Genomic DNA, 19,004 nt, shown 5'->3' on the forward strand with positions numbered 1-19,004 from the left:
CGGGGTGACGCACTGCCGGTTCGTGCCGCCGTACCTGCTCAGCCGGGTGGCCCCCGAGAGCCTCGTCCTGGACGAGACGCTGCGGGGGCGACGCACCGCGCTGCACCTCGAGGGCCGCACGGCCCTGGCCCCGGGCGGTCCGGCCTGGGTCGTGCACGCCGCGGACCACGACACGACCCTGCCCGGCCGCACGGTCCGCTCCGCCGGCGAGCCGGCCTCCGGTGACGCGGCCGTGGACGAGGCCGCCGACGGCATCACGGGGGCGCTCGCGCTGTTCGCGGACGTCTACGGCCGCGCGTCGTACGACGGCGGCGGTGCGCGCGTGGACCTGACCGTCCACTACGGCAGCGACTACGACAACGCGTTCTGGAACGGCACCCAGCTGGTCTTCGGCGACGGCGACGGCAAGGTCTTCGGACGGTTCACCCGGCCGGTGGACGTCCTGGGCCACGAGCTCACCCACGCGGTCACCGAGCACACCGCGAGGCTGCGCTACCAGGGCCAGCCCGGTGCGCTGAACGAGTCGGTCTCGGACGTCTTCGCCTCCTGCCTCAAGCAGCGGCTGCTGGGCCAGTCGCCGGCGGAGGCCGACTGGCTGATCGGGGCCGGCATCTTCCTGCCCGGCGTCCGGGCACGGGCCCTGCGCGACATGGCGAACCCCGGCACGGCGTACGACGACCCCGCGCTCGGCAAGGACCCGCAGGTGGGCAACCTCGCCGACTACGTCGACACCGACGACGACAACGGCGGCGTGCACATCAACTCCGGCATCCCGAACCGTGCCTTCCAGCTCGCCGCCGTCGCCATCGGCGGCACGACCTGGGAGGGCGCGGGCCGGGTCTGGTACGACGCGCTGACTGGCGGCGCGGTGGGGCCGGACACCGACTTCGCGGGGTTCGCGGCCGCCACGGTGGCGGCGGCGGGCGGGCACGCCGACGCCGTACGCCGCGCGTGGTCGGAGGTCGGTGTCGCGAGCGGCCGCCGGGTGGCGGTGCGCCGCACCGGGGGGTTCGGCGGATTGCGGGCCGGCGGCGAGGTCGACCTCGACGGTGACGACCCGCGGGCGCGGGAGCTGTCGGGGCTCGTCGACCGGGTCGACCTCACGACGGTGCCGGGCGGTGACCCGCAGCCGGACCGGTACGTCTACGACTTCGACCTGTGCGGGTCGCGCGCTCGGGTCGCGGAGCAGCACCTCACGCCCGACCTCGCGCGGATCGCGGAGCTGCTGATCTAGTCGGTCAGGCGAGCGCGCGGTCGAGGGCGGCCGCGACGTGCAGCGTGGTGCACGGGAAGACCGGGATGTCGGCGTCGGCCTGGCGGACCAGCAGCTCCAGCTCGGTGCAGCCGAGGATCACGCCACCGGCGCCGGCGTCCCAGAGCTCGTCGATGAGGCCGACCACGGTCCGGCGCGAGGAGTCGAGCACCTTGCCGTGCACGAGCTCCTCGTAGATCACCCGGTTCACGGTCTCGTGGTGCCGCTCGTCGGGCACGTGCACGGTCAGGCCGTGCGAGGCGATCCGGTCGGTGAAGAACGAGCGCGACATCGCGAACGTCGTGCCGAGGAACCCGACCTCGGACAGGCCCTGGGCCCGGCACGCGTCCGCGACCACGTCGGCGAGGTGCAGCAGCGGGATCTGGACGGCCTCCGCGACCTGGTCCGCGACCCGGTGGAACGTCGTCGTGCAGAGCAGGAGGAAGTCGGCACCGGCCGCCTCGACGCCGCGGGCCGCGCCCGCGAGGATCTCGGCGACCTCGTCCCAGCGCTCCTCGGCCTGGAGCGCGGTGACCTCGGCGAAGTCGACGGACGTCATCACGGTCTTCGCGGAGGCGAGACCGCCGACCCGCTGCTCGACCGCCTGGTTGAGGCCCTCGTAGTAGGCCGCGCTGCTCTCCCAGCTCATCCCGCCGAGGAGTCCGATGGTCTGCATGCGGGCCACTCTCTCAGACGACGCGGTGCACCTTGTGCTGGGCGGCCTGCGCCTTGGGCCGGATCACCAGCTCGTCGATGCTCACGTGCGGGGGCCGGGTGGCCATCCAGGTGATCGTCTCGGCGACGTCGTCGGCGGTGAGCGGCTCGGCGACGCCGGCGTACACCGCCTCAGCCTTCTCCCGGTCGCCCTTGAAGCGCACCAGGCCGAACTCCTCGGTCTTCACCATGCCGGGCGCGATCTCCATGACGCGGACCGGCCGGTCGTAGAGCTCGAGGCGGAGCGTCTCGTTGACGACCTGGGTGCCGTGCTTGGCGGTCGTGTAGCTCGCGCCGCCCTCGTAGGCGATCCGGCCCGCCGTCGACCCGACGTTGAGGATCGTGCCGGCGCCGCTGGCCAGCAGCGCGGGCAGCAGCGCGCGGGTCACCTGCACCAGGCCGATCACGTTGACGTCGAAGGTGCGGCGCCAGTCGTCGCTGTCCGCCTCGGCCACCGGCCCGGACCCGAACGCGCCGCCGGCGTTGTTGACGAGCAGGTCGAGCCGGTCCCCGACGGCCCGCGCCAGCCCCACGACCGACTGCTCGTCGGTGACGTCGCAGGCGACCGGCGTACCCCCGATCTCGGCGGCGAGCGCCTCGATCCGGTCGGTACGCCGGGCGGCGCAGAACACGTGGAACCCGGCGCGGGCGAGGTGGCGGGCGGTGGCGGCGCCGATGCCGCTGCTCGCCCCGGTCACGACGGCGGTGCGGGTCTGGTCCATGGGCGCCATTCTGGTCGGGCCCGGGATGCCGTGGCACACTGACCCGCGATCCCGACCGTGTCCTTGCTCGGAGGAGGTGGGTGCGATGCGTGCAGCGGCTGCGGTGGCCGGCCTGCTCGGCGGGCTGTGCTGGGTCGTCGCCCCCTGGGTGGACGCCCTGGCGTGGCCGGGCGCGGTGCTGCTGGCGGTGGCCGTCCTCGGTGCCGGCGCCGGCCTGGTGAGCCGGAGCGCGGTGTGGCTGCGCTGCCTGGTCGCCGTCTGCTTCCTCGCGCTCTTGGGCTCGGTGCTCCAGGTGCTCCGGGACAGCCTCGACGACCAGGGCGTGCTGGCGGTCGCCGGCGTCGCGGCGGTGGTCGTGTCCGTGGCCGCGCTCGCGCGCCGGCCGGAGCCGGTCGCACGGTCCCGCGGCTCCCACGCCGCCTGAGGCGGGAATCAACCGGACCGGTCGGATGTTCTCCATGGTCGTGGACGAGTCGATCCGGCGGGTGGCGATGATCAGCCTGCACACGTCCCCGCTGGACCAGCCGGGCACGGGTGACGCCGGCGGCATGAACGTCTACGTGATCGAGCTGTCCCGACGGCTGGCCGCCCGGGGCATCGAGGTCGACATCTTCACCCGCTCGACGAGCTCCGCGCTCGACCCCGTCGTACCCGCCTGCGACGGGGTGACGGTGCGGCACGTGCACGCCGGCCCGTTCGAGGGGCTGACCAAGGCCGAGCTGCCCGGCCAGCTCTGCGCGTTCGCGCGCGAGGTGCTGCGCGCCGAGGCCGCGCAGCCCGAGGGCCACTACGACGTCGTGCACTCGCACTACTGGCTCTCCGGACAGGTCGGGGCGCTCGCCCGCGACCGCTGGGGCGTGCCGCTGGTGCACACGATGCACACGATGGCCAAGGTCAAGAACGAGGCGCTCGCCGCCGGTGACACCCCCGAGCCACTCGCCCGGATCATCGGCGAGGAGCAGGTGGTCGAGGCCGCGGACATGCTGATCGCGAACACCGACCTCGAGGCCAAGCAGCTGATCAACCTGTACGACGCCGACCCGTCGCGGGTCGAGGTGGTCCACCCCGGGGTGGACCTCGACGTGTTCCGTCCGCAGGACCGGGCCACGGTGCGCGCCCGGCTGGGTCTGCCCGCCGACGCGGCGGTGCTGCTGTTCGCGGGCCGCATCCAGCCGCTCAAGGCGCCCGACGTGCTGCTGCGCGCGGTCGCCGAGCTGCTGCGGCGTACGCCGTCGCTGCGCTCGCGCCTGGTGGTGCCGGTCGTCGGCGGCCCGTCCGGCAGCGGGCTCGAGCACCCCGAGTCGCTGGCCCAGCTGTCCCGCGAGCTGGGCCTGGAGGACGTGGTGCGGTTCGTCCCGCCGGTCGCCCAGGACGAGCTGGCGCGATGGTGCGCAGCCGCGACGCTCGTCGCGGTCCCGTCGTACAACGAGTCCTTCGGCCTGGTCGCCGTCGAGGCCCAGGCGACCGGCACGCCGGTGGTCGCGGCCGCCGTGGGTGGCCTGACGACCGTGGTCCGCGACGGCCGCAGCGGCCTGCTCGTCGACGGGCACGACCCGGTCGCCTGGGCCGACGCGCTGCGGCGGGTGGTCGAGGACGACGCGCTGCGCGTCCGCCTCGAGGCGGGCGCCCTGGAGCAGGCCCGGCGGTTCTCGTGGGAGCGCACCGCGGAGCGCGTCCTGGAGGTCTACGGTCGAGCCCGGGCCGACCTCAGGGAGACCGTGTGAGCTCATCCGATCCGCAGCAGGTGATCCGCGACCACCTCGCCGCGAGTGAGGTGGAGTTCGAGGAGGTCGCCGACGGCGTGTTCTCCTTCTCGCTGCCCGGCGAGAAGAAGCTGCAGATCGCGGTCCGCCTCGACGTCGGATCGCACGCGCTGGGGGTGCACGCGTTCGTGTGCCGCAAACCGGACGAGAACCATGAGCGCGTCTACCGCTGGCTGCTGGAGCGGAACCTGCGCATGTACGGCGTGGCCTTCGCCGTCGACCGGCTCGGCGACATCTACCTCGACGGCCGGCTGCCGCTCGCGGCGGTCACGCCCGACGAGCTGGACCGGCTGCTCGGCTCGGTGCTGACCTACGCCGACGAGTCGTTCAACGCGATCCTCGAGCTCGGCTTCGCCTCCTCGATCCGCAAGGAGTGGGAGTGGCGCAAGCTCCGCGGCGAGCCGACCCACAACCTCGAGGCGTTCCGCGGCTGGCTCGAGTCCGGCATCGACCCCTCGTAGCGGGGGATCACTGGGCGAGGGCGAGGGCCCCGAGCGCGAGCACTGCCGGGACCGCCTGCACGAACAGCACGCGGGTGCTGACCGTCACGGCGCCGAACACGCCGGCCACCACGACGCAGGCCAGGAAGAACGCCAGCACGTCGTCGCGCTGGCCGGCGATGCCCCACACCAGGCCGGCGACCAGGAAGCCGTTGTAGAGGCCCTGGTTCGCGGCCAGCACCTTCGTCTCGTCGGCGAACTCCGGGTCGAGCCCGAAGGCCTTCCGCCCGGCGGGCTTGTTCCACAGGAACATCTCCAGGACCAGGAAGTACAGGTGCAGGGCCGCGACGAGACCGGCCAGCGCGTACGCGACGACGTCCACCCGCGCATCATGGCAGGTCAGGCGGGCGGCGAGACCTCGTCGGCGACGGTGCGCGGCTTGCGCCGGGCGACGGCGACGCCGACGAGCGCGAGCGCACCCCCGACGTACGCCATCGCGGGCGGCGCCTCGTCGAGGAAGACCAGGCCCATCACGATCGTGATCGGCGGGACCAGGTAGGTCGTGACCCCGAGGCTGCTGGCGCTCATGTGGCGCAGCGCGTAGGCGTAGGTCGTGAACGCGATCGCGGTCGGGAACACGCCGAGGTAGACGATCCACACGAGCGAGGACGCCGGCGCGTCCGCGGCCTCGTCGAGGAACGTCGGCGTGAACGGCAGGCAGACGACCGCGCCGACCGTGCACGCGAGCCAGACGACGTGGATGGCGGGGAGCCTGGCGACCAGCGGCTTCTGGAGGATCAGGCTGACGGAGTAGACGACCGCGGACAGCAGGCAGAGGAGCACCCCGACCACGTCGTTGCCCCCGCTGCCGGTCATCGAGAGGCTGATCAGGCCGACGCCGGCGAACGCCAGCGCCAGTCCCAGGCCGAGGTAGAGCGTGAACCGCTCGTCGAGGAACACCGCGGCCAGCAGCGCGATCAGCACCGGGGACACCTGGATGAGCATCGCGGCCGTGCCGGCGTCGACCCGGCGCTCGCCGGCGTTGAGCGCGACGTTGTAGACGCCGAACCACAGCACGCCGATGCTCAGGATCGACACCCACTGCCGGCCGGTGGGGCGCGGCAGGCCGCGGCTGAGCGCCACGACGCCCAGGCACACCGCGCCGACCGCGAGCCGGCCGAGGCTCAGCGCGCCGGGGGAGAAGTCGTCCGCGAGGTGGCGGATCGCGACGAACGCCGACGCCCAGAACGCCAGCGTCACCGCGACCGCCGTCACCGGCAGCCAGGCCGGTGGCGTGTTGGTGTCGGGGGCGGAGGGCGGGGTCGTCGTACTGGTCACAGGAGCCAGCCTAGGGATCACCACCGACACCAGACACGCGGAAATCGGACGCGTATCCGCGACTTGCTGCCAGTCCCACCCGTCACAGGGATCCCCGGTCAACCGGGGATCCCCTCGCTTTTGGGGCGTTGCAATGCCCGCCAAGCGCCAACATCCCCGGTTAGCCGGGGATCCCGCCAACCGCCCGCCCCGAGATCAGAGGTCGAGCTTGTAGCCGAGCCCGCGGACGGTGACGAGGTACTTCGGCTCGCTGGGGTCCGGCTCGATCTTGGCCCGCAGCCGCTTCACGTGCACGTCCAGGGTCTTGGTGTCGCCGACGTAGTCGGAGCCCCACACGCGGTCGATGAGCTGGCCGCGGGTGAGCACGCGCCCGGGGTTGCGCAGGAACATCTCCAGCAGCTCGAACTCCTTGAGCGGCAGCCGCTGCGCGGCACCGTCCACGGTCACCACGTGCCGCTCGACGTCCATCCGCACCGGCCCGGCTTCGAGGGTCGCGGGCGCCAGGTCGGGCTCCTGGCCGCGCCGCAGCACGGCCCGGATCCGGGCGACCAGCTCCCGGGGTGAGTACGGCTTGGTGACGTAGTCGTCGGCGCCGAGCTCGAGGCCCACCACCTTGTCGACCTCGTCGTCCTTGGCGCTGACCATGATCACCGGCACGCTCGACGTCTGCCGGATCTGGCGGCACACCTCCGTGCCGGGCAGGCCCGGCAGCATCAGGTCGAGCAGCACGATGTCGGCACCGTTGCGGTCGAACTCGATCAGCGCGGCATTGCCGTCCGCCGCGATCGCGACCTCGTAGCCCTCCTTGCGCAGCATGTACGCGAGAGCGTCGCTGTAGCTCTCTTCGTCCTCGACGACGAGTACGCGGGTCATCGGCCTGCCTCCTGGATCTCTCGGGCCGAGATGTGTCGGGGGAGCGTGAGGGTGAACGTGGATCCCTGGCCCTCGACGGACCACACCCGGACCTCCCCGCCGTGGGTGGCCGCGACGTGCTTGACGATGGACAGGCCGAGGCCGGTGCCACCGGTGGAACGGTGCCGGGCCGGGTCGACCCGGTAGAACCGCTCGAAGATGCGGTCGATCTCGCCGGCGGGGATGCCGATGCCCTGGTCGACGACCGAGACCTCGACCATGTCGCCGTCGCTCTTGGTCGAGACCAGGACGGTGGCGTCGCACTCGGAGTACGACACGGCGTTGGCCACGAGGTTCGCGACCGCGGCCGTCACCTGCTCCTCGTTCCCGAAGACCTCCAGGTGCGGCGTGCCGCCGGAGACGATCGAGATCCGCTTGGAGTCCGCATCGATCGCGCTGGTGTCGACGGCGATCTTGATGACCTCGTCGACGTCCACCGGCATCGGCGCGTCGAGCGGCTCGTCGCCCTGGAGCCGGGACAGCTCGATGACCTGCTGCACCAGCCTGGAGAGACGGTCGCTCTCGGTCAGCATCCGGTCGGAGAACCGCTTGACCGCCTCCGGGTCCTCCGCCGCGTCGTGGACGGCCTCGGCGAGCAGCCGGATCGCGCCGACGGGGGTCTTCAGCTCGTGGCTGACGTTGGCGACGAAGTCGCGGCGCACGGCCTCGACGCGGCGCTCCCGCGTCCGGTCCTCGACCAGCGCCAGCACCATCCGGGCACCCAGGGGCGCGACGCGGGCGGTCACGTGCCGCGCCGACGTGCCGGCACGGCTCATCAGCAGCTCGGTCTCGCGGATCTGGCCGTCGCGGCGTACCTGGCGCACCAGCTCGGCGAGCTCCGCCGAGGCCAGGGAGGTGCCGCGCACCAGGCCCATGGCGTACGCCGGCGCGGAGGCCTTGAGCACGACGTCGCTGTCGTCGACGAGGACCGCGCTGCTGCGCAGCACGGAGAGGACGGCGGCGACACCGACGGGGACGACCGGCTCCTCGACGGGTCCGGCGGTGTGCTGCTGGCGGTCGCTCACGTGCCACGCGAGCACGGCGCCGCCGGCGACAACGGCTCCGATGAGCGCGGCGAGGAACGCCTGCGTCGTCGGATCCACACCGCAATCGTACGAGCCAGGTCGCCCGGAGCTCGCCACGTGAGGACCACCTACCAGATATTCACCCGGCGTTCACGCTGCGGCCTCGGCTGGACACCTGACCCACCTAGGCTCGGGCCCATGCGAGAGGCCTTCCACGAACAGCTCGACGCGATCTTCCACGATCTCGCGGGGATCTGCGGCGACGTCGAGACGTCCGTCCGCCTCGCGACCGAGGCGCTGCTCAGCGGTGACCCCGCGATCGCGGAGCGAGTGATCAGCGGCGACGTCGAGATCGACCGGTCCCGGGAGCGGGTCGAGGACTCCGCGTTCCTGCTGCTCTCGCTCCAGCAGCCCGTCGCCAGCGACCTGCGCGTCGTGGTCGCGGCGCTGCGGATGGTGAGCGACCTCGAGCGGATGGGCGACCTGTCGGTGCACGTCGCCAAGATCGCCCGCCTGCGCGTGCCGAACGTCGCCGTACCGGGACCGATGCGCCCGACCATCGAGCGGATGGCCGAGGTCGCGGAGGACATGGTGCGTCGCGTGTCGAAGGTGATCATCGACCGCGATGTCGAGGAGGCCCGGTCCCTCGTCCACGCCGACGAGGAGATGGACCACCTCCGGCGCACCACCTTCGCCGAGATGCTCTCCGCGGACTGGGAGCACGGCGTCGAGGCCGCGATCGACGTGGCGCTGCTCGGCCGGTACTACGAGAGGATCGCCGACCACGCCGTCTCGGTCGCGAACCGGGTCGTCTTCGTCGTCACCGGCGAGAACCCTGCCTCGGTCGGCGCCTGACGGTTGCGCACCATCGAGCGACTTCGTCGCTCGACGCTACTCAGCGACCCTGGTTGGCCACGGCGGCGGCAGCCGCGGCGGCGGCCTCCGGGTCGAGGTAGCGGCCGCCCGTGACGGTGGGCCGCATGGTGTCGTCGAGCTCGTAGACCAGCGGCATGCCGGTGGGGATGTTGAGGCCGGCGATGTCCTCGTCGCCGATGCCGTCCAAGTGCTTGACCAGGGCGCGCAGGCTGTTGCCGTGCGCCGCGACGAGCACGGTCCGGCCGGCCCTGAGGTCGGGGACGATCGAGGACTCCCAGTACGGCAGGAACCGCTCGATGACGTCCTTCAGGCACTCGGTGCGCGGCATCTCGGGCCCGAGGTCGGCGTACCGCGGGTCGCCGGCCTGCGACCACTCCCCGTCGTCCTCGATCGGCGGGGGAGGTACGTCGAACGACCGGCGCCAGAGCATGAACTGCTCCTCGCCGTACGCGTCGAGGGTCTCCTTCTTGTTCTTGCCCTGGAGCGCGCCGTAGTGCCGCTCGTTCAGGCGCCACGACCGGCGCACGGGGATCCAGTGCCGGTCGGCGACGTCGAGCGAGATCGCCGCGGTGTTGATCGCACGGCGCAGCAGCGAGGTGTGCACGACGTCGGGGAGCAGCCCCGACTCGCGGATCAGCTCGCCGCCGCGGACCGCCTCGGCGCGACCCTTGTCGTTGAGCGGGACGTCGACCCAGCCGGTGAAGAGGTTCTTGGCGTTCCACTCGCTCTCGCCGTGGCGGAGCAGGACCAGGGTGTGGCTCACGGCTACTCGCCCGCGTCGCGCGACTCGACCGTGCAGTCCTCGGTCGCGGCCGAGCCGTCGCCGGACTTGTCCAGGCCCTCGTACTCGTAGCAGGGCGGCACGATCGGCACGTCGAGCTCGACGCTGTCCCCGTCGCCGAAGCCGATCTCGAGCATCACGTGGCCGCCCGAGGAGATGGCGTCGCCGGTGAGCACGACGCCGCCGTCGGTGGCGAGGTTGACGAGCTGGCCCGCGTCGACCTGGATCGGCTGGAAGGAGTCGGCCTTGACGTCCGAGTCGTCCCCGGTGCCCGCGATCGAGGACACCGTGGCGGTGTTCTCCTGGTCGTTGTTCGCGAACGACGCGATCAGGGTGCCGGACCCGTCCTGCGCCGAGACGACGACCGCACCGAGCACGTCGACCATGGCGTCCCGGTCGTTCACACCCGCACCGGGCGTGTAGACGCGGTCGGTCGCGTAGTCGAAGCCACACGAGCTGAGGACGGTGGCGAGCGCGAGCGCCCCGGCGGCGGCGAGCACGCGGGCGGACATGCGGAGCTGCATCTTCAATGCCTTCACGGTCGACTGCGGCGATGTGCGGACCACAGCCTAGCGGTCGGCGGACCTGCCTACTGAGCCAGCCCGACGCTGTTCGCGACGACCAGCAGGGCAGCCAGGTCGAGCACCGTCCACGCGAGCGCGAGCACCAGCAGGCGGGTGGCGCCGATGCGCATCGCGATCCGCAGCGGGAGGTGCCGGATGCCGTCCTCGTGGTCGGCGACCAGGCCCGGCAGCGCGCACAGCACGTGCACACCGACGCCGAGCAGCGCGGCCAGCACCACCAGCGGGACCTCCGGCGGGTTGCCGGTCGCGTCGCCGCCCCAGCCGCCGTACGACAGGAAGAAGGGGTAGAGCGCGTACGCCGCCGCCCACGGCAGCCAGGAGAGCCAGACGCGCCGCAGCACGACGTTGCCGACCAGGCCGACCGCGAGTGAGGCGAGGTACGCCGCACCGGCCGGCACGCCGTTCTGGATGGAGAGGGGTACGACGAGCAGCACCCCGCAGATCAGCGCGAACCAGGCCGTGCCCGGGTCGAGGTAGCCGTCCGCGATCGGCTTGCCGCTGGGCAGCCGGGTGGCGTCGCGGCGGCGGTCGACCAGGTCGTTGTGCCACCCCAGGATCGCCTGCCCGACCAGCACCGTCGCGAGCACCAGGCCCACCTCGCGGCCGGGCCGCCCGCTGATCGCGGCGGCGATCGCCAGGCCGCCCGCGGTGATCAGCGCCTGGCGCGGGTGGGCGGCGCGGAGCAGCAGCACCGGGGTCGTGTGCGACAGGGTGCGGCGCCGTTCGCGAGAGGGGGACGCGGCATCGGGGGCGGCGATGGCGTCCTTCCGGCGGCGCAGGGTCGGCGACATACCCCGCAGTATCAGCCAGACCCGCTCAACCGTGCGGGATTCGGCGCGACGGGAGGGTCGCCATCACATGGACCCGCGTTCTGTCAAGCCCGCATTGTGCCCCTGACCTGCGCAAACGCGGTCGGAGCCGCTTCGGACGCGTGTTAGAATGGACACCTAGGAAGGGGTACCTGACATATGACTTTCACTGTCGGCGAGACGGTTGTTTACCCGAATCACGGGGCCGCGATCATCGAGGACATCGAGATGCGGACCATCAAGGGAGAGGACCGGGAGTACCTCGTACTCCGGATCGTCGCCCAGCAGGACCTGGTCGTACGCGTACCCGCTTGCAACCTCGATCTCGTCGGTGTCCGCGACGTCGTCGACAAGGATGGTCTCGACCGCGTGTTCGACGTCCTCCGTGCCGCGCACGTCGAGGAGCCGACCAACTGGTCGCGTCGCTACAAGGCGAACCTCGAGAAGCTGCACAGCGGTGACGTGATGAAGGTGGCCGAGGTCGTGCGCGACCTGTGGCGCCGCGAGCGGGACCGCGGCCTGTCCGCCGGCGAGAAGCGGATGCTGGCGAAGGCGCGGCAGATCCTCGTCTCCGAGCTGGCGCTGGCCGAGCACACCAACGAGGACAAGGCCGAGGCCCTCCTCGACGAGGTGCTCGCCTCCTGATCTCCACCGACGAGGCCCCCGGAGCGATCCGGGGGCCTCGTCGTCATGACGGGTCGTCTTTGTAGGTTGGGCACCGTGGACCCTGACGCCCCCCATCCCGCGCTGGGCGCGGTCCTGGAGCAGGACCGCGGCCACCTGCCGTTCGCGCTGATCCACGGCGAGGCGCTGGTGGCAGCCGCGGCCTGGGCGCTCGGCGAGGCCGGGGTCACGCCCATCGACACCGGTACGCCGTGGGCGGCGCTCGTCGAGGCGGAGGAGCCGCTCGTGCTGCACGACCCGCTGTGCCCGATGACGCCGCCGGCCTTCATCGCCGAGTGCGTCGCCCGCGCCGTCGAGCGCGCGGCCGTCGTGGTCGGCGTCCGACCGGTCACCGACACCGTCAAGGTCGTCGAGGACGGCCTGGTCGGCGCGACCCTCGACCGGGAGGGCCTGGTCGCCGTCGCGTCGCCGGTCGTGCTGCCGGCCACTGTCGTCGCATCCCTCGGGGGCCTGCCGTCGACCGACCTGGTCGCGCTGGTCGCCGAGCTCCGTCGCCGCTACCCGGTCGAGCTGGTCGAGGCCCCGCCCGCCGCCCGCCGGGTCGGCTCCGAGGAGGACGTGCGCGTGCTGGAGGCGCTCACCCGAGCTTGAGCGCGAGATCCAGGTCCTCGGGGAAGGTGATCTTCAGGTTGGCCGGCGTGCTCGGCACCGCCGCCACCGGGAGGTCGGTGTACCGGGCCCAGCAGGTCGCGGTGTCCGTCCCGTCGAAGCCGTCGGCCTCGGCCCGGGAGTACGCCGCCAGGAGCTCGGCCGCCCGGAAGGCCTGCGGCGTCTGCACGCCGTCCAGCTCCGCGGGCAGCTCGCGGCCGTCGAGCGCGAGCAGCCCGGACAGGCGGACGCAGGGGATCGCGCCGCCGAGCTCGCGCGCGGCGGCGATGGTCGCCGAGAAGAGCTGCCGACCCGCGAGCGGCCGGGCGCCGTCGTGGATCGCGACCACGTCCAGCTGCCCGCCCTCGATCTCCGGGCGCAGCGCGACCAGCGCGTTCCACTCCGACGCGTGCCGGGTCGGGCCGCCCTCGACCATGCCGACCTCGGCCTCGTCCAGGTACGGCGCGAGGGCCGCGGCCACGACGTCGAGCTCGCCCGGACGCACCACGACCAGCACCCGGCGTACGCCGTCGAGGGCGAGCGCGTCGCGCACCGACCAGGCGAGCACCGGCAGCTCACCGAGGGGGAGCAGCACCTTGTTGGCGCCGGCGCCGACCCGCTGGCCGGCGCCCGCGGCGAGGATCACGACGGCGGCAGGCACCCGCCGAGTTTTTCACGGATGTCACACGGCGAAACAGGGGCGTGACACCGCCCCCCTACGTTTCTCGGCATGTGGCAACCGGTCTGCCGGGTCGCCGAGCTCGAGGTGGAGCGCGGTGCGACCGCGCTCGTGCACGGCCAGGCGGTCGCGCTCTTCCGGACCCCGGACGACCGGATCTACGCCCTCGGCAACCACGACCCGTACGCGAAGGCGTCGACGCTGGCGCGGGGCATCGTCGGCGTCCGCGACGGCGTGCCGTTCGTGGCCTCGCCCACGCACAAGCACGCGTTCGACCTGCGCAGCGGCAGGTGCCTGGACGACGACCACGTCTCGGTCCCGGCCTACGACGTCCGAGTCGTCGACGGGGTCGTGCACGTCGGTGGCCGCAAGGAGGCGGCCGCCTGAGGGGGGTCAGGACGTGAGCAGGGCGGTCGCGATCGCGGCCACGCCCTCGCCGCGACCGGTGAGGCCGAGGCCGTCCGTCGTGGTGGCGGAGACGCTCACCGGTGCGCCGACGGCGCCGCCCAGCGCCGCCTCGGCCTCCGCCCGGCGCGGGCCGACCTTCGGCCGGTTGCAGATGACCTGGACGGCGACGTTGCCGATCTCGTAGCCCGCGGCCCGGACCCGGGCCGCGGTCTCCGCGAGCAGCGCCGTCCCGGACGCGCCCGCCCACGCCGGGTCCGACGTGCCGAAGTTCGACCCGAGGTCGCCGAGACCGGCCGCGGACAGCAACGCGTCGCAGGCGGCGTGCGCGGCGACGTCCGCGTCGGAGTGCCCCTCGAGGCCCTGCGGCTCGTCCGGCCAGGACAGCCCGGCCAGGTGCATCGGGACGCCGTCGACAAGGCGGTGCACGTCGGTGCCGATGCCGATCCGTTCCGTCACAGAATGATCATGCCCGAGCGGCCGCCGCTGCCGCCCGCTGGGCCACAATCGGCGGGTGAGGACCTCTCGCGGCGCCTGGGCGCTGGCCGGCCTGCTGGCCGGGTTCGCCGGGCTGGCCGCGAGCTACTGCGTCGCGATGGTGCTCACCACCCGCGACGACCCGGTGAGCGCGGTCGCGGAGCTGGTCATCCGGTTGACGCCCGGACCGGCCGTCGAGCGGGCGATCCAGCTGGTCGGCCGGCACGACAAGACGCTGCTGGTCGTCACGGTGCTGGTGCTGCTGGCGCTGCTGTTCGCGATGGCGGGCCTGCTCGCGCGCCGGGCGTGGTGGGCGGCGATCGCCGTGTACGCCGGGCTCGCGCTGGTCGGCGCGGTGGCGGTCGGCTCGCAGCGCGGCGCGTCCCCCGTCGACGCCGTCGCGCTCGTGGTCGGGTTCTTCACCTGGCTCGCCTGCCTGGCCCTGCTGATCGCGCCGCTCACCAGAGCAGAGGGCTCAGCGGGCTCCGAGCACCGCGGCGACCCCGGAGCGGCCGCGCACACCCGCCGCGGCTTCCTGCTCCGGGTCGGGGTGGTCGCCGCCCTGGGCGTGACCGCCGGCGCGGCCGGACGCGCGGTCGGCCTCGGCCGGCGGCAGGTCGAGGAGGCCAGGCGGCTGCTGCGACTTCCCGGAGTCACGGTGCCGCGGGTGCCGGCCGGCGCGCGCGTCGACGTACCCGACATGACGCCGTGGCTGACGCCCGCCGACGACTTCTACCGGATCGACACCGCCGTCTACGTGCCGGCGATCCGGCCCCAGGACTGGCAGCTGCGCATCCACGGCCTCGTGGACCGCGAGATCGTGCTCGACTACCAGCAGCTGATCGCGCGGCAGCTCACCGAGGCCTGGGTGACGATCTGCTGCGTCTCGAACGACGTCGGCGGCCCGCTCATCGGCAATGCCTGGTGGAGCGGGGTCCGGATCGCCGACCTGCTCCGCGAGGCCGGGGTGCAGGACGGCGCGGACGCGGTGCTGCAGACGTCCGACGACGGCTGGACCTGCGGCACCCCGCTGGGCGTGCTGACCGACGACCGCGACGCGATGCTCGCCGTCGCGATGAACGGCGAGCCACTGCCGGTCGACCACGGCTTCCCGGTGCGCACGATCGTGCCGGGGCTCTACGGCTACGTGTCCGCGTGCAAGTGGGTGGTGGACCTGAGGGTGACCCGGTTCGCCGACATCTCGGCGTACTGGACCGACCGCGGCTGGTCGGAGCTCGGACCCGTGAAGATCTCCTCGCGCATCGATGTGCCGCGCGACTACACGGACATCGCGGCGACGGGCGCCCGCGTCGCCGGCGTCGCGTGGGCGCAGCACACCGGCATCGAGCGGGTGGAGGTGAACGTCGACGGCGGCGACTGGCAGCCCGCCGGGCTCGGACGGGTGCCGAGCGACGACACGTGGGTGCAGTGGGCCGTCACGCTCGACCTCGAGCCGGGGGAACGCGTGCTGCGGGTGCGGGCGACAGGCAAGGATGGGACCGTGCAGACCGGTGAGGTCCACGGGGCGGTCCCCGACGGCGCCACCGGCTGGCACACGATCCACGTGAAGGCGACGGACTGAGGGGAGCAACCGTGGGCGACTTCAGCGGACGGACGGGCGCCGCGCTCGTGGTGGGCGGCAGCGGTGGCCTCGGGCTGGCCATCACCCGGCTGCTGGCACAGCGCGGCGCGCACGTGGCCGTCACCTACCGCTCGCACCCGGCGGCCGGCGCCGCCGCGGTCGAAGCGGCCCGCGAGTGGGGCGTGCACGCCTCGGCGTACGAGCTCGACCTGGCGGCCGCGGACGCGACCGCTGTCGTGGACGCCGTCGTCGCCGACCACGGTGGTCTGCACACGCTCGTCTACGCGGCCGGCCCGCACGTCCGGATGGCCCACCTCTCCTCCGTCGCGCCGGTGACGATGGCCGCCCAGCTCGCGGCCGACGCGGCCGGGTTCTTCGCCGTCGTCCAGCCGGCGTTGCCGCACCTGCGCGAGTCGGAGGGCTCGATCGTGGCGGTGACGACCGCCGCGACGACCCGCTTCCCGGTCCGCGACGGGCTGTCCTCGGCACCCAAGGCGGCGGTCGAGGCGATGGTGCGGGCGCTGGCGGCCGAGGAGGGCCGGTACGGCGTCCGCGTCAACGCCGTCGGTCCCGGCATGCTGACCGACGGCATGGCCGCTCGGCTGATCTCGTCGGGCGAGCTGTCCGAGGAGGCGCTCGCGATCACCCGGGCGAACATCCCGATGCGCCGGTTCGGCACCGCGCACGACATCGCGGAGGCCGTCTGCTTCCTCGCCTCCGACCGGGCCGGGTTCGTGTCCGGCCAGAAGCTCGACGTGGACGGCGGGTACGGGGTCTAGGTGCGGTCAGGGCAGCGGGTGCTCGTCGTCGGTGATCACGTAGACGGTGCCGCCGGACGTCGGGATCCAGGCGTTCTCGAACTGCCCGCGGTCGTAGGTGCGCCGCACGGTGGCGTCGGACGCCGCCGCGGGGTCGTTGACGACCACGTCACCGGACGCGGTGAAGCCCACGATCACCAGCAGGTGCCCGTCGGTCGACGAGATCGGGGCGCCGTCGAGCTCGCCGCGGCCGAACGCGATCGAGGCGACCAGCGGGATGCCGGCCCGGACGTACGTCTCGGCCTCCCGGAGGGAGCGGAGCCGGGTGACGAACGCGTGCCCGGCGAGGTTCGCGGCGTACGCCGTGTTGAACGGCCAGTTGCCGGTGCCCTCGTAGTCGTAGTCGTAGGTCATCCGCGCGGCGTGGTCGACCCACGGGTCGGGGCGGTCGCCGACCCACGCGTAGGCGGCCGGGCGCGGGAGCGCGTCGTAGTAGCCGAGCACCATCGAGGTCGACGTCGGCGAGCACCACGCCTCGCCGCCGCCGCCGTACTCCGGGTAGTCGCCGCGGTGGATCATCTGCGAGTACGCCGGCACGTCGAGCACGATCCCGCGGGCGACCCCCGGCCGCGACGTGGGCACCGTGGAGACGTCGGGCAGCCGCGTCGCCACTGCACCGACCGCGTCGACCGACGGCGAGGCAGCCTGGCCGGCGGCCCGCCGCAGGGTGACCCGGAGCTGGTACGACGAGACGCCGTCGGGCACGACCCAGGTGTCGACGTTCACCGAGGCGAGGTCGTCGGCCTGTCCGGACGACGTCGTACGCCGCACGAACCTGTCGCCGGCGGCCCAGGTCGCCAGCGTGTCCCAGCTCGAGAGCTGCGAACCGGACCGGCCCCGCGCCTGGACCCGCAGGAAGCTGTCGCCGGGCGTGCGCGCGGACCACGAGGCGATCAGCCGGGTCAGTGCGAACCCGGGCGCCGCCCACGGCGAGGTCCAGGTACCCGATGCCGAACCCGTCGCGAGCGAGACGCGTCCCGCCGCGACGCGCACGTCTCTCGCCGCGCCCGATCGCAGCTCCGCGGGCGAGTCCCACTGCGTGTGGGCGATCCTTCGCGCGGGGGCGGCGTCGGCTGGAGGCGTGGCGACCGGCACGAGCAGCGCGGAGGCGACGATCGCGGATGTCAGGCGGCGCACCCGCAAACCCTAGACTTGGCCGGTGACCTTCAGGCTGTACGACACTGCGACCCGCGAAGTCCGTGACTTCGTTCCCCTCGAGGAGGGGAAGGCGGGCGTCTACGTCTGCGGTCTCACGGTGCAGTCCGAGCCGCACGTCGGCCACGTCCGCTCCGGGGTCGACTTCGACGTCCTCCAGCGCTGGCTCCGCCACCTCGGCTACGACGTGACGTTCATCCGCAACGTCACCGACATCGACGACAAGATCCTCATGAAGTCTGCCGACCAGGGCCTGCGCTGGTACGAGCTCGTCGCCCGCATGAAGCGTCAGCTGGACCAGGCGTACGACGCCCTCAACGTCGCGCCGCCGACGTACGAGCCGGCCGCCACCGGCCACGTGCCGGAGATGATCGTGCTCATCCAGGAGCTGATCGCCAAGGGTCACGCCTACGCCGCCGAGGACGGCTCCGGCGACGTCTACTTCGACGTGCGCTCCTGGCCGCAGTACGGCGAGCTCACCCACCAGCGCATCGACGACATGGAGGCCGCCGAGGACGCGGACCCCCGCGGCAAGCGCGACCCGCGCGACTTCGCGCTGTGGAAGGGCTGGAAGAAGGAGTCCGAGCCGGAGACGGCTGCCTGGCCGAGCCCCTGGGGTCCCGGCCGCCCGGGCTGGCACATCGAGTGCTCCGCGATGGCCGGCAAGTACCTCGGTCCCGGGTTCGACATCCACGGCGGTGGCGTCGACCTCCGCTTCCCCCACCACGAGAACGAGCAGGCCCAGTCCCGCGCGGCCGGCCGCCCGTTCGCGTCGTACTGGATGCACAACGCCTGGATCACCACCGCGGGCGAGAAGATGAGCAAGTCGCTCGGCAACTCGCTGACGATCCCGGCGGTGCTCCAGAAGTACCGCGGCATCGAGCTGCGCTACTACCTGGTCGCCGCCCACTACCGCAGCCACGTCGAGTTCTCGTTCGAGGCGCTCGACGAGGCGGCGGTCGGGTTCCGCCGGATCGAGAGCTTCCTCGAGCGCGCCGGCACCGTCGAGCCCGGCGAGCTGCCCGAGGCGTTCGTCGCCGCGATGAACGACGACCTCGGTACGCCGGCCGCGCTGGCCGTGCTCTTCGACGTCGTCCGGGCCGGCAACCGGGCCGACGACCCGACACCGCAGGCCGCGCAGGTGCTCGCGATGCTCGACGTGCTCGGGCTGAACCCGGCCGACCCGGCCTGGGGCCCGGCCTCGAGCGACGACCAGCGGCTCACCGACGCCGTGGACGTGCTCGTCCGCGGCCTGCTCGAGCAGCGCACCCGGGCGCGGGCGGACAAGGACTTCGCCACCGCCGACGCGATCCGCGACCAGATCAAGGCCGCCGGCATCGCGATCACGGACACCCCCGACGGCCCGACGTGGTCACTGGAAGCAGGAACGAAGTAATGGC

The 19,004-nt window shown here is 72.9% G+C and carries 23 protein-coding genes; 11 read left to right on the plus strand and 12 right to left on the minus strand.

From position 1 onward, the window contains the following. Nucleotides 1–4 precede the first annotated feature (4 nt). Nucleotides 5–1,234 (plus strand): protealysin inhibitor emfourin, encoded by a 1,230-nt coding sequence (locus ACVW2K_RS06115; protein WP_457201912.1) that lies wholly within the window; start codon nucleotides 5–7, stop codon nucleotides 1,232–1,234. Nucleotides 1,235–1,238: 4 nt separating this feature from the next. Here the strand turns inward: ACVW2K_RS06115 and ACVW2K_RS06120 are convergent, their stop codons facing one another. Further along, nucleotides 1,239–1,928, minus strand: coding sequence for an aspartate/glutamate racemase family protein (locus ACVW2K_RS06120; RefSeq protein ID WP_028636537.1), 690 nt, complete (start codon nucleotides 1,926–1,928; stop codon nucleotides 1,239–1,241). 13 nt (nucleotides 1,929–1,941) lie between these two features. Continuing rightward, nucleotides 1,942–2,688 (minus strand): SDR family NAD(P)-dependent oxidoreductase, encoded by a 747-nt coding sequence (locus tag ACVW2K_RS06125; protein ID WP_457201913.1) that lies wholly within the window; start codon nucleotides 2,686–2,688, stop codon nucleotides 1,942–1,944. An 85-nt stretch (nucleotides 2,689–2,773) separates the two neighbouring features. On the opposite strand from ACVW2K_RS06125, the gene ACVW2K_RS06130 reads away from it, so the two are divergent. The 3 genes from ACVW2K_RS06130 to ACVW2K_RS06140 are packed head-to-tail and all read left to right on the plus strand — an operon-like array spanning nucleotide 2,774 to nucleotide 4,912. Further along, nucleotides 2,774–3,112, plus strand: coding sequence for a hypothetical protein (locus ACVW2K_RS06130; RefSeq protein WP_457201914.1), 339 nt, complete (start codon nucleotides 2,774–2,776; stop codon nucleotides 3,110–3,112). 34 nt (nucleotides 3,113–3,146) lie between these two features. After that, nucleotides 3,147–4,412: a D-inositol-3-phosphate glycosyltransferase gene (gene mshA, locus ACVW2K_RS06135; RefSeq protein WP_457201915.1), complete on the plus strand. Its 1,266-nt coding sequence runs from the start codon at nucleotides 3,147–3,149 to the stop codon at nucleotides 4,410–4,412. Continuing rightward, the gene (locus ACVW2K_RS06140) at nucleotides 4,409–4,912 is read left to right on the plus strand and encodes a YbjN domain-containing protein (RefSeq protein WP_457201916.1); all 504 of its coding nucleotides are present in this window, start codon (nucleotides 4,409–4,411) and stop codon (nucleotides 4,910–4,912) included. Before mshA ends, ACVW2K_RS06140 begins: the two co-directional genes overlap by 4 nt. A gap of 7 nt (nucleotides 4,913–4,919) precedes the next feature. On the opposite strand, the gene ACVW2K_RS06145 is transcribed toward ACVW2K_RS06140, so the two are convergent. The 4 genes from ACVW2K_RS06145 to ACVW2K_RS06160 form a co-directional block, all read right to left on the minus strand. Then, a complete protein-coding gene (locus tag ACVW2K_RS06145) occupies nucleotides 4,920–5,273 on the minus strand; it encodes a DUF1304 domain-containing protein (RefSeq protein ID WP_028636532.1) in 354 nt (117 codons plus the stop codon). 17 nt (nucleotides 5,274–5,290) lie between these two features. Continuing rightward, nucleotides 5,291–6,229, minus strand: coding sequence for a DMT family transporter (locus ACVW2K_RS06150; RefSeq protein WP_457201917.1), 939 nt, complete (start codon nucleotides 6,227–6,229; stop codon nucleotides 5,291–5,293). Between the two features lie 195 nt (nucleotides 6,230–6,424). Beyond that, on the minus strand, nucleotides 6,425–7,102 hold the full coding sequence (locus ACVW2K_RS06155) for a response regulator transcription factor (RefSeq protein WP_028636530.1): 678 nt from the start codon (nucleotides 7,100–7,102) through the stop codon (nucleotides 6,425–6,427). Further along, nucleotides 7,099–8,244 (minus strand): sensor histidine kinase, encoded by a 1,146-nt coding sequence (locus tag ACVW2K_RS06160; RefSeq protein ID WP_457201918.1) that lies wholly within the window; start codon nucleotides 8,242–8,244, stop codon nucleotides 7,099–7,101. The genes ACVW2K_RS06155 and ACVW2K_RS06160 overlap by 4 nt, the downstream gene beginning before the upstream one ends. Before the next feature lie 120 nt (nucleotides 8,245–8,364). Between ACVW2K_RS06160 and phoU the strand changes: the two genes are divergently transcribed. Then, nucleotides 8,365–9,021 (plus strand): phosphate signaling complex protein PhoU, encoded by a 657-nt coding sequence (phoU, locus tag ACVW2K_RS06165; RefSeq protein ID WP_457201919.1) that lies wholly within the window; start codon nucleotides 8,365–8,367, stop codon nucleotides 9,019–9,021. A 40-nt stretch (nucleotides 9,022–9,061) separates the two neighbouring features. Here phoU and ACVW2K_RS06170 read toward each other — a convergent pair whose 3' ends face one another. From ACVW2K_RS06170 to ACVW2K_RS06180, 3 genes are all read right to left on the minus strand, one after another. Beyond that, on the minus strand, nucleotides 9,062–9,805 hold the full coding sequence (locus ACVW2K_RS06170; RefSeq protein WP_457201920.1) for a phosphoglyceromutase: 744 nt from the start codon (nucleotides 9,803–9,805) through the stop codon (nucleotides 9,062–9,064). Between the two features lie 2 nt (nucleotides 9,806–9,807). Then, complete coding sequence (locus ACVW2K_RS06175) at nucleotides 9,808–10,347, minus strand: hypothetical protein (protein ID WP_457201921.1); 540 nt, start codon at nucleotides 10,345–10,347, stop codon at nucleotides 9,808–9,810. 65 nt (nucleotides 10,348–10,412) lie between these two features. Continuing rightward, complete coding sequence (locus tag ACVW2K_RS06180; RefSeq protein ID WP_457201922.1) at nucleotides 10,413–11,198, minus strand: UbiA family prenyltransferase; 786 nt, start codon at nucleotides 11,196–11,198, stop codon at nucleotides 10,413–10,415. A 177-nt stretch (nucleotides 11,199–11,375) separates the two neighbouring features. Between ACVW2K_RS06180 and ACVW2K_RS06185 the strand changes: the two genes are divergently transcribed. Beyond that, complete coding sequence (locus tag ACVW2K_RS06185; RefSeq protein ID WP_028636525.1) at nucleotides 11,376–11,861, plus strand: CarD family transcriptional regulator; 486 nt, start codon at nucleotides 11,376–11,378, stop codon at nucleotides 11,859–11,861. Between the two features lie 75 nt (nucleotides 11,862–11,936). Further along, nucleotides 11,937–12,491 carry a 2-C-methyl-D-erythritol 4-phosphate cytidylyltransferase gene (locus tag ACVW2K_RS06190; protein ID WP_231496145.1) on the plus strand — a complete coding sequence of 185 codons (555 nt, stop codon included), beginning with the start codon at nucleotides 11,937–11,939 and terminating at the stop codon, nucleotides 12,489–12,491. Here the strand turns inward: ACVW2K_RS06190 and ACVW2K_RS06195 are convergent. Beyond that, a complete protein-coding gene (locus ACVW2K_RS06195) occupies nucleotides 12,478–13,149 on the minus strand; it encodes an IspD/TarI family cytidylyltransferase (RefSeq protein ID WP_457201923.1) in 672 nt (223 codons plus the stop codon). The two genes, ACVW2K_RS06190 and ACVW2K_RS06195, sit on opposite strands and share 14 nt — an antisense overlap. A gap of 69 nt (nucleotides 13,150–13,218) precedes the next feature. On the opposite strand from ACVW2K_RS06195, the gene nirD reads away from it, so the two are divergent. Beyond that, entirely contained in the window at nucleotides 13,219–13,554 is a 336-nt protein-coding gene (nirD, locus tag ACVW2K_RS06200) for a nitrite reductase small subunit NirD (RefSeq protein WP_457201924.1), read from the plus strand. A 6-nt stretch (nucleotides 13,555–13,560) separates the two neighbouring features. Here the strand turns inward: nirD and ispF are convergent, their stop codons facing one another. Further along, a complete protein-coding gene (gene ispF / locus ACVW2K_RS06205) occupies nucleotides 13,561–14,031 on the minus strand; it encodes a 2-C-methyl-D-erythritol 2,4-cyclodiphosphate synthase (protein ID WP_457201925.1) in 471 nt (156 codons plus the stop codon). A gap of 55 nt (nucleotides 14,032–14,086) precedes the next feature. Here ispF and ACVW2K_RS06210 point away from each other — a divergent pair, with 55 nt between their 5' ends. Next, nucleotides 14,087–15,631 carry a molybdopterin-dependent oxidoreductase gene (locus ACVW2K_RS06210; protein WP_457201926.1) on the plus strand — a complete coding sequence of 515 codons (1,545 nt, stop codon included), beginning with the start codon at nucleotides 14,087–14,089 and terminating at the stop codon, nucleotides 15,629–15,631. A gap of 11 nt (nucleotides 15,632–15,642) precedes the next feature. Further along, nucleotides 15,643–16,410: an SDR family NAD(P)-dependent oxidoreductase gene (locus tag ACVW2K_RS06215; RefSeq protein ID WP_457201927.1), complete on the plus strand. Its 768-nt coding sequence runs from the start codon at nucleotides 15,643–15,645 to the stop codon at nucleotides 16,408–16,410. Between the two features lie 6 nt (nucleotides 16,411–16,416). Here ACVW2K_RS06215 and ACVW2K_RS06220 read toward each other — a convergent pair whose 3' ends face one another. Continuing rightward, complete coding sequence (locus ACVW2K_RS06220) at nucleotides 16,417–17,586, minus strand: C39 family peptidase (RefSeq protein WP_457201928.1); 1,170 nt, start codon at nucleotides 17,584–17,586, stop codon at nucleotides 16,417–16,419. A gap of 22 nt (nucleotides 17,587–17,608) precedes the next feature. Here ACVW2K_RS06220 and cysS point away from each other — a divergent pair, with 22 nt between their 5' ends. Continuing rightward, the gene (gene cysS / locus ACVW2K_RS06225; RefSeq protein WP_457201929.1) at nucleotides 17,609–19,000 is read left to right on the plus strand and encodes a cysteine--tRNA ligase; all 1,392 of its coding nucleotides are present in this window, start codon (nucleotides 17,609–17,611) and stop codon (nucleotides 18,998–19,000) included. Nucleotides 19,001–19,004 lie beyond the last annotated feature (4 nt).

It is taken from the genome of Nocardioides sp. HB32 (genome assembly GCF_054058995.1).

Excerpts from the sequence above, each read along its gene's own strand:
- ACVW2K_RS06130 (WP_457201914.1), top strand. The coding sequence starts at position 2,774 with ATGCGTGCAGCGGCTGCGGTGGCCGGCCTGCTCGGCGGGCTGTGCTGG.
- mshA (WP_457201915.1), top strand. The coding sequence starts at position 3,147 with ATGGTCGTGGACGAGTCGATCCGGCGGGTGGCGATGATCAGCCTGCAC.
- nirD (WP_457201924.1), top strand. The coding sequence starts at position 13,219 with ATGTGGCAACCGGTCTGCCGGGTCGCCGAGCTCGAGGTGGAGCGCGGT.
- phoU (WP_457201919.1), top strand. The coding sequence starts at position 8,365 with ATGCGAGAGGCCTTCCACGAACAGCTCGACGCGATCTTCCACGATCTC.
- ACVW2K_RS06175 (WP_457201921.1), bottom strand. The coding sequence starts at position 10,347 with ATGCAGCTCCGCATGTCCGCCCGCGTGCTCGCCGCCGCCGGGGCGCTC.
- ACVW2K_RS06185 (WP_028636525.1), top strand. The coding sequence starts at position 11,376 with ATGACTTTCACTGTCGGCGAGACGGTTGTTTACCCGAATCACGGGGCC.
- ACVW2K_RS06155 (WP_028636530.1), bottom strand. The coding sequence starts at position 7,102 with ATGACCCGCGTACTCGTCGTCGAGGACGAAGAGAGCTACAGCGACGCT.
- ACVW2K_RS06180 (WP_457201922.1), bottom strand. The coding sequence starts at position 11,198 with ATGTCGCCGACCCTGCGCCGCCGGAAGGACGCCATCGCCGCCCCCGAT.
- ACVW2K_RS06125 (WP_457201913.1), bottom strand. The coding sequence starts at position 2,688 with ATGGACCAGACCCGCACCGCCGTCGTGACCGGGGCGAGCAGCGGCATC.
- ACVW2K_RS06120 (WP_028636537.1), bottom strand. The coding sequence starts at position 1,928 with ATGCAGACCATCGGACTCCTCGGCGGGATGAGCTGGGAGAGCAGCGCG.